This window comes from Pseudarthrobacter sp. SORGH_AS 212, from assembly GCF_030818145.1.
Classification (GTDB): Bacteria; Actinomycetota; Actinomycetes; order Actinomycetales; family Micrococcaceae; genus Arthrobacter.
Genome location: NZ_JAUTAA010000001.1, coordinates 2,584,284 through 2,596,846, shown reverse-complemented (window position 1 = coordinate 2,596,846; position 12,563 = coordinate 2,584,284). Strand labels below are relative to the sequence as shown.

13 protein-coding genes are annotated in these 12,563 nt (G+C 67.5%); 12 read left to right on the top strand and 1 reads right to left on the bottom strand.

Features of this window, described 5'->3' with window-relative positions; all coding sequences use genetic code 11:
- From QE394_RS11800 to QE394_RS11765, 8 genes are all read left to right on the top strand, one after another.
- Positions 1 to 1,197 carry a glycerate kinase gene (locus QE394_RS11800; protein ID WP_056080891.1) on the top strand — a complete coding sequence of 399 codons (1,197 nt, stop codon included), beginning with the start codon at positions 1 to 3 and terminating at the stop codon, positions 1,195 to 1,197.
- Complete coding sequence (gene allB / locus QE394_RS11795; RefSeq protein WP_056080894.1) at positions 1,190 to 2,533, top strand: allantoinase AllB; 1,344 nt, start codon at positions 1,190 to 1,192, stop codon at positions 2,531 to 2,533. The genes QE394_RS11800 and allB overlap by 8 nt, the downstream gene beginning before the upstream one ends.
- Before the next feature lie 105 nt (positions 2,534 to 2,638).
- Complete coding sequence (locus QE394_RS11790; protein WP_349034584.1) at positions 2,639 to 3,394, top strand: winged helix-turn-helix domain-containing protein; 756 nt, start codon at positions 2,639 to 2,641, stop codon at positions 3,392 to 3,394.
- Positions 3,395 to 3,413: 19 nt separating this feature from the next.
- The gene (bcp, locus tag QE394_RS11785; protein ID WP_349034583.1) at positions 3,414 to 3,941 is read left to right on the top strand and encodes a thioredoxin-dependent thiol peroxidase; all 528 of its coding nucleotides are present in this window, start codon (positions 3,414 to 3,416) and stop codon (positions 3,939 to 3,941) included.
- A 225-nt stretch (positions 3,942 to 4,166) separates the two neighbouring features.
- The gene (locus QE394_RS11780; protein ID WP_349034582.1) at positions 4,167 to 5,681 is read left to right on the top strand and encodes a CotH kinase family protein; all 1,515 of its coding nucleotides are present in this window, start codon (positions 4,167 to 4,169) and stop codon (positions 5,679 to 5,681) included.
- 126 nt (positions 5,682 to 5,807) lie between these two features.
- Entirely contained in the window at positions 5,808 to 6,287 is a 480-nt protein-coding gene (gene bcp, locus QE394_RS11775; RefSeq protein ID WP_349034581.1) for a thioredoxin-dependent thiol peroxidase, read from the top strand.
- A gap of 183 nt (positions 6,288 to 6,470) precedes the next feature.
- Entirely contained in the window at positions 6,471 to 7,046 is a 576-nt protein-coding gene (locus QE394_RS11770; RefSeq protein ID WP_349034580.1) for a GNAT family N-acetyltransferase, read from the top strand.
- 154 nt (positions 7,047 to 7,200) lie between these two features.
- Positions 7,201 to 7,866, top strand: coding sequence for a DNA alkylation repair protein (locus QE394_RS11765; RefSeq protein ID WP_349034579.1), 666 nt, complete (start codon positions 7,201 to 7,203; stop codon positions 7,864 to 7,866).
- Between the two features lie 211 nt (positions 7,867 to 8,077).
- On the opposite strand, the gene QE394_RS11760 is transcribed toward QE394_RS11765, so the two are convergent.
- On the bottom strand, positions 8,078 to 8,455 hold the full coding sequence (locus tag QE394_RS11760; RefSeq protein ID WP_235501520.1) for a hypothetical protein: 378 nt from the start codon (positions 8,453 to 8,455) through the stop codon (positions 8,078 to 8,080).
- 269 nt (positions 8,456 to 8,724) lie between these two features.
- On the opposite strand from QE394_RS11760, the gene QE394_RS11755 reads away from it, so the two are divergent.
- The 4 genes from QE394_RS11755 to QE394_RS11740 are packed head-to-tail and all read left to right on the top strand — an operon-like array spanning position 8,725 to position 12,553.
- Entirely contained in the window at positions 8,725 to 9,837 is a 1,113-nt protein-coding gene (locus QE394_RS11755) for a SpoIIE family protein phosphatase (RefSeq protein WP_056080907.1), read from the top strand.
- Entirely contained in the window at positions 9,834 to 11,813 is a 1,980-nt protein-coding gene (locus QE394_RS11750) for a glycosyltransferase family 2 protein (protein ID WP_349034578.1), read from the top strand. Before QE394_RS11755 ends, QE394_RS11750 begins: the two co-directional genes overlap by 4 nt.
- Positions 11,803 to 12,135: an STAS domain-containing protein gene (locus QE394_RS11745; RefSeq protein WP_015938602.1), complete on the top strand. Its 333-nt coding sequence runs from the start codon at positions 11,803 to 11,805 to the stop codon at positions 12,133 to 12,135. The genes QE394_RS11750 and QE394_RS11745 overlap by 11 nt, the downstream gene beginning before the upstream one ends.
- A complete protein-coding gene (locus QE394_RS11740; RefSeq protein WP_056080913.1) occupies positions 12,128 to 12,553 on the top strand; it encodes an ATP-binding protein in 426 nt (141 codons plus the stop codon). The genes QE394_RS11745 and QE394_RS11740 overlap by 8 nt, the downstream gene beginning before the upstream one ends.
- Positions 12,554 to 12,563 lie beyond the last annotated feature (10 nt).

The following is a 12,563-nucleotide window of genomic DNA, read 5'->3' as shown; positions in this document are numbered from 1 at the left end:
ATGCGCATCGTGATTGCCCCGGACAAGTTCAAGGGATCCCTGTCGGCTCCGGAGGTGTGCAGGTTCCTCGAAAAGGGCCTGCAGCGCGGAGCAGGCGGCAACCTCGATGTCCTCCGGATTCCGGTGGCCGACGGCGGCGAGGGCACCCTCGACGCCGCCGTCGGCTCCGGCTTCACCCGGCGCACGGCCACGGTGGCCGGGCCCACCGGGCAGCCGGTGGAAGCCGAGTTCGCCGTCCGGGGCCACGAAGCCGTCATCGAAATGGCCACAGCCTCCGGGCTGGCGCTGGTTCCCCGGGTACAGGACGGCGGCCGGCCCGCCTCGGCGGATGCCACCACGGCCACCAGCCTGGGCACCGGGCAGCTCATCCGTGCGGCGCTGGACGCAGGTTGCCGCCGCATCGTGCTAGGCGTTGGGGGCAGCGCGAATACCGACGGCGGTGCGGGGCTCCTGCAGGGCCTCGGCGCCAGGTTCCTCGACAGCGGCAACAACGAACTTCCCCCGGGCGGTGCGGCGCTGGCAAACCTGCACAGCATCGACTTCACCCACTTTGAACCCCGCCTGGTGGACACCCGCTTCGTGCTGGCATCCGACGTCGACAACCCCCTGCTGGGCGCCCAGGGCGCCGCGGCGGTTTTCGGCCCGCAAAAAGGTGCCACACCACAAGACGTCGGCATGCTCGACGCCGCCCTGGCCAGGTTTGTCGAAGTCCTGGCCAGGGAAATCGGATTCCGCGCCGTCAAGGCCGCCGAGGCTCCCGGAGCCGGAGCAGCCGGCGGCGTGGGCTACGCCGCCATCGCAGCCCTGGCCGCAACGCGGCGGCCGGGAATCGACGTCGTCCTCGAATTCACCGAACTGGCGGACCGGCTAACCGGCGCCGACCTGGTGATCACCGGCGAAGGCAGCCTGGACGAACAGAGCCTGCTCGGCAAGACCCCCATGGGAGTTGCCAGGGCCGCAGCAGCACGGGGCATTCCCGTCATTGCGGTGTGCGGGCGGACCACCCTGGAGCACAGCCAGGCCGCCGCCGCAGGATTCGAAGACGTTTACGCTTTGACCGAGCTCGAAACCGATGTAAACAGGTGCATATCAGAGGCCGGCGAGCTCCTGGAGCAGCTGGGCACCCAGATCAGCAAGCGGCTGGCGGCCGGACGGCCTGCCGGCGCCGCAAGTACCAAGGAGGACCTCCGTGTCTGAAGAACGTTTTGACCTGGTCATCCGGGGCCAGCGCATCCTCACCACCGCCGGGATCGCCCCACGCGAAGTGGGCGTCCGCGGCGGCAAGATCGTCGCCATCGAGCCGCTGGGCAACGGCCTGGCCGGTACCGAGATCATCGAACTGGCCGACGACGAAACCCTGCTCCCTGGCCTGGTGGACACCCACGTCCACGTCAACGAACCCGGCCGCACCGAGTGGGAAGGTTTCGCTTCCGCCACCCGCGCGGCAGCGGCCGGTGGCGTCACCACCATCATCGACATGCCGCTGAACTCCGTCCCGCCCACCACCACCGTGGCAAACCTCAAGCTCAAGCGCGAGGTGGCCGAGGACCAGGCGTTCATCGACGTGGGGTTCTGGGGCGGCGCGATTCCGGGCAACAAGGCGGACCTGCGCCCTCTGCACGACGACGGTGTCTTCGGCTTCAAGTGCTTCCTGCTGCACTCGGGCGTGGACGAGTTCCCCCACCTGGACGCAGACGAGATGGAGGAGGACATGGCCGAGCTGAAGTCCTTCGACTCGCTCATGATCGTCCATGCTGAGGACTCCCACGCCATCGACCGCGCACCGCACCCCGGCGGCGACCACTACGAAACCTTCCTGGCCTCCCGCCCCCGCGGCGCCGAGAACAAGGCCATCGCCGAGGTCATCGAACGGGCACGCTGGACCGGTGCCCGTGCGCACATCCTGCACCTCTCGTCGTCGGACGCGCTGCCCATGATCGCTTCGGCCAAGCGCGACGGCGTCAAGCTCACCGTGGAGACGTGCCCGCACTACCTGACCCTCATGGCCGAGGAAATCCCTGACGGCGCCACCGCGTACAAGTGCTGCCCGCCTATCCGCGAGGCCTCCAACCGGGAGCTGCTGTGGCAGGGGCTGCAGGACGGCACTATCGATTGCATCGTCTCGGACCATTCCCCTTCCACCCTGGACCTCAAGGACCTGGAAAACGGCGACTTTGCCGTGGCCTGGGGCGGCGTCTCGTCGCTGCAGCTGGGCCTCTCCCTGATCTGGAGCGAAGCCCGGCACCGCGGCATCCCGCTGGAACAGGTGGTGTCCTGGATGGCGGAGAAGCCCGCCAACCTGGCCCGCCTCACCAACAAGGGGCAGCTGGCCCTGGGCTACGACGCCGACTTCGCGGTGTTCGCCCCGGATGAGGCTTTCGTAGTGGACGTCTCCAAACTCAAGCACAAGAACCCCATCACGCCTTATGACGGCAAGACCCTTGCTGGCGTGGTCCGCAAGACCTTCCTGCGCGGCGCCGTGGTGGACGGCCAGACCCCCACGGGCAAGCTGATCCGCCGCGGCGGCGTCTAGGGACGCGCCATGGCAGTGGAAGCACACCATCCGCGGGCGGCTTTCCCCTCGGGGATGCCTTCCCGCCCGAGGATGCCCCACAGCCGGCAGATGGCGGAGCCTTCCATGACCCAGCCCCCTCGTTCAGGCCAGCCGCCGCGGACGGTCCAGCCCAAAGCTGTGGCCCGCGGCCTGGCCGTATGGGTGGTGCCGGACGAAGGAACCAGCCCTGAAATCCTGGCCCGGGCCGCCGAACTGGTGCTCGCCCGTGCCCTGCAGACTGCTCCGGAGGCGGAAGTCCACTGGCCTGCCACCGGAGCCCCCACGTCCGGGGCCTCCGCCGCGGAGGGAGCCACAGACCACTCCTCCCGCACTCCCTCCACGGCGGAGGACCCCGGCGATTCAGCCGGTGATTCATCGGGGGATTCAACCGGTGTTCCAACTGGGAGGGCCGGCGGCGCCGCTGCCGGGACTGTTGCAGTGACTGCTGCGGCGGAAACCGTGGCGGCAGGCAGCGCGGACGACGACGGGCCCCACCTGCCGCCGTCGGCCGGGACGGTCAGCACCGTGGCCGTGGACCTCGCCGCCGATACCGTCCTCCTGGACGGTGTGCCGGTGTCCCTGACCGGCGTCGAATACAAGGTGCTGCGGTTCCTGGTCACCCACCTGTCCCGTACCGTCAGCCGCGAGGAGCTTCAGGAATTCCTGGAGTTCCTGAATTACCCCGGCGCCACCGCCCGGTCCATCGACGTCTACGTGGGCCGGATCCGCCGGAAGCTTGGCAACGCCCGCCACGCCGTGGCCACGGTCCGCGGCGGCGGTTACCAGTTCATCCCCGGCCCGCACGCCACCGTGCGCGGGCCCGCCGAATACTCCATCTGAAACCCCACCGAGGAGCAGTATGACCACCGCGCCCAACAACATCGCGCCCACCAGCACCGCGCCCACCAGCACCGCTCCCTACACCGCCCGGCTCCAGCCCGGCAACCCCGCGCCAGCCTTCACCCTTCCGGACGCCGCCGGAAACCCTGTGTCCCTCGAGTCCTTCCAGGGCCGGAACGTGATCGTGTATTTCTACCCGAAGGCCGCCACTCCCGGCTGCACCACCGAAGCGTGCGACTTCCGCGACAACCTGGCCTCGCTGCAGGGCCGCGGCTACGAGGTCCTCGGCATTTCCCCCGACGCCCCGGAAGCCCTGGCCGGCTTCACCGCAGACCACGCACTGACGTTCCCGTTGCTCTCAGACCAGGACCACGCCGTGGCCCGGGCGTACGGCGCCTGGGGCGAGAAACTGGTCAACGGCGAGATCATCGAAGGCGTCCTGCGCTCCACTGTGGTGGTGGGGCCGGACGGCCGTGCCATCCTCGCGCAGTACCAGGTGGACGCACAGGGCCACGTCGCGGCGCTGCGGGAAGAACTCGGCCTCTGACCCCCAACGCCCGCTCACTCGTGGTGCCCAAAAACCCAACGCGCGCTCACTCGTAGCGCCAGCCGAATGGATGCGCCATCAGTTAGGGCTCCCAAACCCGGGTTTGGGGACGCTATCTGATGGCGCATCCGGTTTGCATACCGGCCGCATGGCACCCGCACAGCAACGGCACAGCTGGGCCCGGGAACGTGGATGGAACACATCCCCGAGCCTGAAGCAGGACCCATGCGACGTTTCCCCGGTGCCATCCTTTCCTCCTCCGCCCTGGCGGTTGCCCTGGCCCTGACCGGGTGCGGTGCGGGGGCCGGTGGGGAGGCGTCCGGGACGCAGGGCACGTCAGCAGCGTCCGCCAGCGCGGGAGTGGACGCCGGCACCAGCACCACAGACACCACGACGGCGGACTCCACACTGTTCACGGACGGAACCTCCCACACCGTCAGCGTCACGTGGAGCGAGGACGACTATGCCGCGATGATTGCCACCTACGAGGCCGACGGGTCCAAGGACTGGATCGCGGCCGACATCACCATCGACGGCACCACCGTGTCCAACGTGGGCGTGCGGCTCAAGGGCAACTCGACGCTACGGAGCCTGAGCGGCAACGGCGCGGGCGGCGGCGGGATGGGCGGGAACGCGGCGTCGTCCGGGATCTCCTCCGACGTCCCCGAATCCCTGCCCCTGCTGATCCGCTTCGACAAGTACGTTGACGGCCAGACCTACCAGGGGCTTGGCGAGGTGTCGTTGCGCCCCGGCTCCCCCGTCCTGAATGAGGCGTTGGCCCTGGCGCTCACCGGTGCCAGCGGCCAGGCCACGCAGCGGTACGCCTACACCACCTACTCGGTGAACGGCAGCCCCACCCAGACCAGGCTTCTCGTGGAAAACCCCGATGAGGACTATGCGGACACCCTGTTCGATACGCCGGGAGTCCTCTACAAAGCTGATGCCGACTCCAGCTTCACGTACCAGGGCGACGACCTGGCCACCTATGGGGACCAGTTCAAGCAGCTCAACAACGAGGACAGTGAGACAGTCCAGCCCATCGTCGACTTCCTCAAGTGGCTGTCCGAAGCCACCGACGAGGAGTTCGACGCCGGCCTGGCGGAGCGGGTGGATGTGGAGTCCTTTGCCCGCTACACCGCCACGATGAACCTGTTGGTCAACGGCGATGACATGGCCGGGCCCGGGCAGAACTACTACCTCTGGTACAGCCTGGACACCAAGAAGATCTCGGTCATTTCCTGGGACCTCAACCTCGCCATGACCGGCGACGCCACGGCCTCTCCCGAGGCGCAGCTGTCCATCGGTGGTGGCGGCGCAGGCGGCGGAGGAAATCAAGGTACGGGCGGCGGCATGCAGCCTCCGGGATCGGACGACGGCGGCTGGGCACCTTTTGCGGGCGCCGCTGCGGACGCTGACAGCACGGCAGGGGCAGCGGGCGGAACGGGAGCAGGTGGAACAGGGGCAGGCGGGGCTGGAGGTCCAAGCGGCGGAGGCCGCGGCAGCAACGAACTGAAGGAAAGGTTCCTGGCTTCGGAGGCCTTCCAGTCCGTCTATGACGCCGCCTACGCGGATCTTTACGCGCAGCTGTACGCCAGCGGAACCGCCGCCGGCCTCCTGGACTCAATTGCCGCCGTCGTACCCCTTAGCGACGGCCTCACCGCCGAGGAACTGGCTGGTGAAACGCAGACCCTGCGCACTTTCATCCAGCAACGCACGGACGCGCTCAAGGACCAGGTTTAGGCCGCCGGTCAGGGGTCTCCGGCGCGGGTGGCGGAATACCGGGTGTGACGGCGGAGTTGTTGCTGACAGCGGAAACCCGCTTCACTTGATGTTGGCCATTATTGACCGAATCTCCAAAGGAACGCCATGAGCCAGACCTTGACCACCAAGCTTCAGCCCGGAACCCCGGCTCCCGACTTCACCCTGCGGGATGCCCAGGGCCGGGAAATCTCCCTGGCCGATTACCGTGGCAAAAATGTCATTGTGTACTTCTACCCCAAGGCCGCAACCCCCGGCTGCACCACCGAGGCCTGCGACTTCCGCGACAGCCTGGGCGCACTGCAGGGCCAGGGGTACGAGGTCGTAGGCATCTCCCCCGACGCCCAGGAAGCCCTCGCCGGCTTCAGCGGCGACTTCTCCCTGACGTTCCCGCTGCTCTCCGACCAGGACCACGCCGTGGCCCTCGCCTACGGCGCCTGGGGCGAGAAGCTGGTTCACGGCGAGATTGTCGAGGGCATCGTCCGCTCCACCGTTGTGGTGGACACCGAGGGCAAGGTGGTCCTGGCGCAGTACCAGGTGAAGGCCGACGGCCACGTGGCCCGGCTGAAGGAAGCCCTGGGACTCTAGCCTGCGCTGACGGGGTGACGCGTCTACGGCAGACGCTGCTTCAATAACCTGATGACGAAAGAATGCCTCCGCGCCGAAGGTGCGGGGGCATTCTTTCGTTTGCAGGCGGCGGCGCGATTGTCCGGTGCCGGAAGCGGCCGCGGAATCGTTGCCGCACCCGCCGGCCGGTGACAGGATGGCGGCATGGCGATCGAAATCCGTCCGGCCACCGATTTCGCGGACGTCCAAGCCCTCGTGGGCCCCAAGCGGCCCGACGCGAACGTGTGCTGGTGCCTGAGCTACCGCCTCCCGTCCAAGCAGAACCAGCAGCTCCACGGAACGGAACGCGGGGCGTTCGTGAAGAAGCTCGTGGCGGAGGATCCTCCGCCGGGAATTTTGGCGTACGACGGCGGCGAGCCGGTGGGGTGGGCAGCGGTCCACCCCCGCGCGGACACCTGTTTTGCGACCAACCGCCGGATCCCCCACGTGGACGGCCGGGAGGTATGGTCCATCTGGTGCATCCGGGTCCGGCCCGGGCACCGCGGCAAAGGAATCTCGCACGCGCTGCTGGCAGGTGCCGTGGATCTGGCGCGGACCTACGGGGCACCCGCTGTCGAAGGGTATCCGGTGGACAACGCCGGGCAGAAAGTGGACCTCACCATGGCCTACGTGGGCACTCGGAAGCTCTTCGAGGACGCCGGTTTCACGAAGGCCGCGGGCACGGAGTCGGTACTAAACGGCTTCCCGCGGGTGCTGATGCGGCTGGACCTGGAACAGTAGCCGGCGCGGCGGTGGCAGGCCGGTGGTGAGCCCCGTACTGAACAGGCCGGGGCGGGCAGCTCGATCAGGAGGCCCCGGAGGTAAAGCCCGGGCAGTGACTGACGGAGCCCGGCCGTAAGCTGATACTTCACGGCAACGGAGGCGGAGGTAGGGAATGTCCCAGGCAGTGGATGAAGTTCTGGCCGAACTGGCGCGGCTCGAAGATCCCAAGTTTCGCGAAGCCAATGAAAAGCGCGGGGACGATCACGGCGTCAACCTGGCCAAGCTCCGGGCCGTAGCCAAGCGGCTGAAAACCCAGCAGGACCTGGCCCGGCAGCTGTGGGCCACCGGGGATACCGCCGCGCGGCTCCTGGCGCTGCTGATCTGCCGGCCCAAGGACTTCAGCCGTGAGGAACTGGACGCCATGCTGCGCGAATCCCGGGCACCGAAAGTCCACGACTGGCTGGTCAACTACGTAGTCAAGAAGAGCCCGCACGCCGAAGCACTCCGCGTGGCCTGGACGGCAGACCCTGACCCGGTGGTGGCCAGTGCCGGCTGGGCCCTCACCACGGAGCGGGTGGCCAAAAAGCCGGAAGGGCTGGACCTGCCGGGCCTGCTGGACACCATCGAAGCGGAGATGAAGGCCGCCCCGGACCGCCTGCAGTGGGCCATGAACCACACCCTGGCGCAGATCGGGATCGAGCATCCGGACCAGCGGGCCAGGGCCATCGGCATTGGCGAGCGCCTGGAGGTTCTCAAGGACTACCCCACCCCGCCCAACTGCACGTCACCGTTCGCGCCGGCATGGATCAACGAGATCGTGAGCCGCCGCAGCGCATAGGCGGGACGCTGGTGGCGGGTAACTGGTGGTGGGTGTGGCGGTTACTTCCTTCGCCAGTACTTGCCCCAGTCCACTTCCATGGCCCACAGCGCCAGCAGAAGCGCGTCCATGGTCATGAGTCCTGCCAAAAGGTAAGCCCAACCTGCCATCCAACCCACCGCAATCTCCTGACTGTTTCCCCCAGCCAATCGATTGCTCCTCAGTGTGGCAGCTAAACCGCCTGGACGGAACGCCCCCGGCCCACAGTCTTAAAAAGCCCTTCCAGCCGGAGGTGCGCGTCCGTCTCCACCCTCAACCGGTGCGTCAGCTTCTCCACGTGCTGCGACATCTCGTCCCCCACGGGCAGCCGGTCGCCCGGCCAGTTCCAGACGTCCCTGGACTCGGCCAGGGCATCCGCGAGTTCGCGGGCAGCGGCACGGACTTTGCGGGCATGGACATGGAGGCACCACAGGGCACGGGCCTTCGCCGCGCCCACCTCCAGGACTTCCCGGACGATCAGGTCCAGGCCGACACCCGGACGAGCTCCGGTTTGCGTCCCAGCTGCACCCTGGGCGGGCGCACCCCGGTTCGTATTCTCCGTCTGTTCCATGGCTTCCCCCCGCGATCCGCCAGCCAAGCAACTCCCGGCGGGGACCGCCGTCGTGTCCCCTGCTGCCCGGAATCTGCAGCCTTGCTCCGAGTGTCCCGGCCGATGCTCAACGTCCGGGCAAGCCGGTCCCAAGATTTGCGCAAGAAGCCACGACGACGGCTCCGGGCGCCGTTGCCACGGCAAGTTTTGGCCGCTGAACAGCGGATTCGCTTGAAACTGTGAAGCGCTGAGACATGCCCCGTCCGCCTTAATACGGTAGAAGTAGAGCTATGGTCTCTCCCCCTGAAGTTCGTCGTGCCGTTGTCATCGAGGATGACCCGGACATCCGCGGGCTCCTGGTCCGTGTGCTGACCAAGCAGGGCTTCGAAGTCACGGAGGCCGGCGCGGGCCTGACCGGCGTTGAGGAAGTCAGGCGCAGCCAGCCGGACCTGGTCACACTTGACCTGAACCTCCCGGACCTGGACGGCCTGGAAGTCTGCAAACTCCTCCGCGAATTTTCCGATGCGTTTATCGTCATGCTGACAGCCCGCGCAGACGAACTGGACAAGCTGACTGGCCTGGACAACGGCGCCGACGAATACATCAGCAAACCGTTCAGCCCGCGTGAACTGCAGTCGCGGATCAACGCGCTGTTCCGCCGCCGGCCCTCCCCCGCCGCTGACACGGCGTCGCGAAGCGAACTCCAGCGTGCCACCGAAGTCCAGCAGAGCCTCCTGCCCAAGGAGGACATCCGTGTTGAGGGGTACGACGTCGCCGGGGTCTTCCGCCCCTCACGCAGCGTGGGCGGGGACTTCTACGACTGGTACCAGACACCGGAAGGCCTGCACCTGACCTTTGCCGATGCCATGGGCAAGGGCATGGGTGCAGCACTGATCGCCGCCACCGTCCGCGCCGTCATGCGCTCCACCGGCCGCCGGCAGGACCTGGACGGTGCGTTCGCCTCCGCCAGCAAGGCCATCGCCACGGACCTTGATTCGTCCAACTCCTTTGTCACCCTCTTCCACGCCCGGCTGGATGCGGCGTCGGGCAAGGTCACCTATGTCGACGCCGGCCACGGGCTTGCGCTGCACGTCGAGTCGGGCGGGGCAGCCCACCGCCTTCCTTCGGGAGGGCCGCCGGTGGGGGCCTGGTCCGGGTCCGAGTGGCCGCAGTCCGGCCTTGACCTGGCGCCCGGCGACTGCCTGGTGGTGGTCAGCGACGGCGTACTGGATGTCTTCGAATCCGTGGAAGACTTCACGGAAGCTGTCCGGCGGGCCACCCAGGCCGAGGATTCCGCGCAGGCGGCCAGCAGCGCCATCCTGTCCCTCGCCCCGGCCGAGACCGCTGAGGACGATGTGACAGTGGTTGTGGTCCGCAGGCTCCCGCAGGAGGTGGCGGCATGACCCGGTTCTGGACCCGCCTGGTGGTGGTGCTGACCGTTATCACCGGCGTGAACTACATCGCCTGGCGGTGGATGGCCTCCCTGAACTGGGAAGCCTGGTGGATCGCCCTGCCGCTGGTCATCGCCGAAACCTACAGCCTCATCGACGTGATGCTGTTCGGCATGACGGTGTGGAACCTGAAGATCCGCAAAGGGGCCCCGGAGCCGCCGGCCGATGCCACGGTGGACGTCTTCATCACCACGTACAACGAGGACCTGGACATGGTGCTCACCACGGCGCTGGCGGCCCAGCGGATCCGGCATCCACACAGCACCTGGATCCTGGACGACGGCGCCCGCCCCGAGATGAAGGCACTCGCCGAACAGCACGGGCTGGGTTACGTGACGCGCAGCGAGGACTGGACCAAGGACCTGCCGCGCCACGCCAAGGCCGGGAACCTGAACAATGCGCTGATGCAGACCGGCGGCGAGTTCCTGCTGATCCTCGACGCGGACCAGATCCCCGAGCCGGACATCCTGGAAAAGACGCTGGGGTACTTCAACAACCGCAAGGTGGCGCTGGTCCAGACCCCTCAGTACTTCAGCAACGTCCCGGCCGATGACCCCCTGGGCAGCCAGGCGCCGCTGTTCTACGGCCCCATCCAGCAGGGCAAGGACGGTTGGAACGCTGCCTTCTTCTGCGGCTCCAACGCCATCCTGCGCCGCGAAGCGCTCATGCAGCTGGGCCTGGTGGGCTACGTGAAGGAAACCGAGAAGAGCATCCGCCGCGCGTTGGCCGCCTCCCGGCAGGCCATCCGGCAGGCCCGCAAGTCCACCGACATGGACTCGCCGCTGGTGGCGCAGGTGCTGGACGAGGTGGAAGCCGCCACCGTTGAAGCGCAGCAGGAACTGGACTCCGGCATGGCGCTCAGCGAGATCACCTACCGGGTGCGCCGCCGCGTCGACACCGCCGTGCAGACCCTGGTGCAGGCCGACGTCGAGGCCCTGCAGTCGGACCTCGAGGAAATCGCGGCCATGGAACTCGCCCATGTTGGCGAGGCCGGCGTTCCGGTGGTGGCTGACGACGCCGTGCAGCGCATGTCCGCCCGTGACTGGTCCCCGCTGGGCGCCCTCGAATCCGTCCAGGCCGTCCTGGACGCGCTCTCGGTGGAACGCAACGACGAAGCCCAGCCGATCATGCCGCTGGCCACCATCTCGGTCACCGAGGACATGGCCACCGCCATGCGCATGCACGCCATGGGCTGGCAGAGCGTCTACCACCACGAGATCCTGGCCTACGGACTGGCGCCGGAGGACCTGAAGACCATGCTCACCCAGCGGCTCCGCTGGGCCCAGGGCACCATCCAGGTGCTGCTCCGGGAGAACCCGCTGGTGCAGAAGGGCCTGAAGGTCGGCCAGCGGCTGATGTACTTCGCCACCATGTGGACCTACCTGAGCGGCTTCGCGGCGGTCATCTACTTCGCCGCCCCCATCATCTACCTGTTGCTGGGCATACTGCCCGTCACCAGCCTCAGCTGGGACTTCTTCATCCGGTTCATCCCGTTCATGGTGGTCAACCAGCTGCTGTTCGCGGTGGCCGGCCGCGGCATTCCCACCTGGCGCGGCCAGCAGTACAGCCTCGCCCTGTTCCCCACGTGGATCAAGGCGTGTACGACGGCGGCGCGCAACGTCTGGTTCGGCCGTCCCCTGGGGTTCGCGGTGACGCCCAAGGCGCGCCAAAGCGGCGGACCCAGCTGGAGCCTGATCCAGCCCCAGATCGTGGTGTCCATCCTGCTCGCCGTGGCCGCCGTCGTCGGAATAGTCCGCCTGGCCACCGGCCTGGCAGAACCGCTGGGCACCCTGGTGAACGTGGCCTGGGTGATCTTCGACCTGGTGGTCATGTCCATCCTGGTCCGCGCAGTGCTCTACAAGGGCTTTGAACCGCCCGCAGAATCCGCAGAACCAACACAATCCGAGAGGAATCCCGATGGAGTTTAGCTATGAGGTCAAGGACTCATATGCCGAGGTCAAGGCGGACGGGCGGCTGAACATGGTGTCCGCGCCCAAGCTCCGCGAGTTCGTCACGGACGTTATCGCCGGCGGGTCGAACCGGATCGTGGTCAACCTGGAGAACACCGCCTTCATGGATTCGTCCGGTCTGGGCGCCCTCATTGGCTGCCTCAAGGCTGCGCGGCAGGCCGGCGGGGACCTGCGGATCGCTGCGGTCCAGCCGCAGGTGAAGATGGTCCTGCAGCTCACCAGCATGGACAAAGTCCTCACGGCCTACCCGTCGGTCGAAGAGGCGTTCAGCAATGACTGACGTCCTCGCCTCACGCAGCTTCCGCGGGCTCGCCACCGAAGACGCGATCAACGACGTCCACAACGACATGGACAGCCTGTGGCTGGACGTACCGTTCGTGAATGACATGGACCAGATGACGTTCACCACGGCGGTCATCGAGTCAGCGTCCAACATCGTCCAGCACGCCGAACCGGCGGCCGCGGATCCCGTGGAACTGGGCGTGGACATCACCGTGGAGCCGCTGCTTCTCCAGGCCCGGGTGAGCGCCTACAACGCCAAGCCGCCCTTCGGCCCCATGGAACCGGCTACACCCGGCGAGGATGCCGAGTCAGGCCGCGGGCTTGCCCTGATCCAGGCCCTGGTGACCACCGTGACGTTCGAACGGCAGGACGGAACCAGCACCTGGGTCCTGTCCCGCACGTCTTCCCAGGACTGACTGCTGCCTG

Bases quoted from the DNA above. Each gene is read 5' to 3' on its own strand.
- QE394_RS11760 (WP_235501520.1), bottom strand. From the start codon at position 8,455: ATGGAACAGACGGAGAATACGAACCGGGGTGCGCCCGCCCAGGGTGCA.
- bcp (WP_349034583.1), top strand. From the start codon at position 3,414: ATGACCACCGCGCCCAACAACATCGCGCCCACCAGCACCGCGCCCACC.
- QE394_RS11800 (WP_056080891.1), top strand. From the start codon at position 1: ATGCGCATCGTGATTGCCCCGGACAAGTTCAAGGGATCCCTGTCGGCT.
- QE394_RS11740 (WP_056080913.1), top strand. From the start codon at position 12,128: ATGACTGACGTCCTCGCCTCACGCAGCTTCCGCGGGCTCGCCACCGAA.
- QE394_RS11755 (WP_056080907.1), top strand. From the start codon at position 8,725: ATGGTCTCTCCCCCTGAAGTTCGTCGTGCCGTTGTCATCGAGGATGAC.
- QE394_RS11750 (WP_349034578.1), top strand. From the start codon at position 9,834: ATGACCCGGTTCTGGACCCGCCTGGTGGTGGTGCTGACCGTTATCACC.
- bcp (WP_349034581.1), top strand. From the start codon at position 5,808: ATGAGCCAGACCTTGACCACCAAGCTTCAGCCCGGAACCCCGGCTCCC.
- QE394_RS11745 (WP_015938602.1), top strand. From the start codon at position 11,803: ATGGAGTTTAGCTATGAGGTCAAGGACTCATATGCCGAGGTCAAGGCG.
- QE394_RS11765 (WP_349034579.1), top strand. From the start codon at position 7,201: ATGTCCCAGGCAGTGGATGAAGTTCTGGCCGAACTGGCGCGGCTCGAA.
- QE394_RS11770 (WP_349034580.1), top strand. From the start codon at position 6,471: ATGGCGATCGAAATCCGTCCGGCCACCGATTTCGCGGACGTCCAAGCC.
- QE394_RS11780 (WP_349034582.1), top strand. From the start codon at position 4,167: ATGCGACGTTTCCCCGGTGCCATCCTTTCCTCCTCCGCCCTGGCGGTT.
- QE394_RS11790 (WP_349034584.1), top strand. From the start codon at position 2,639: ATGACCCAGCCCCCTCGTTCAGGCCAGCCGCCGCGGACGGTCCAGCCC.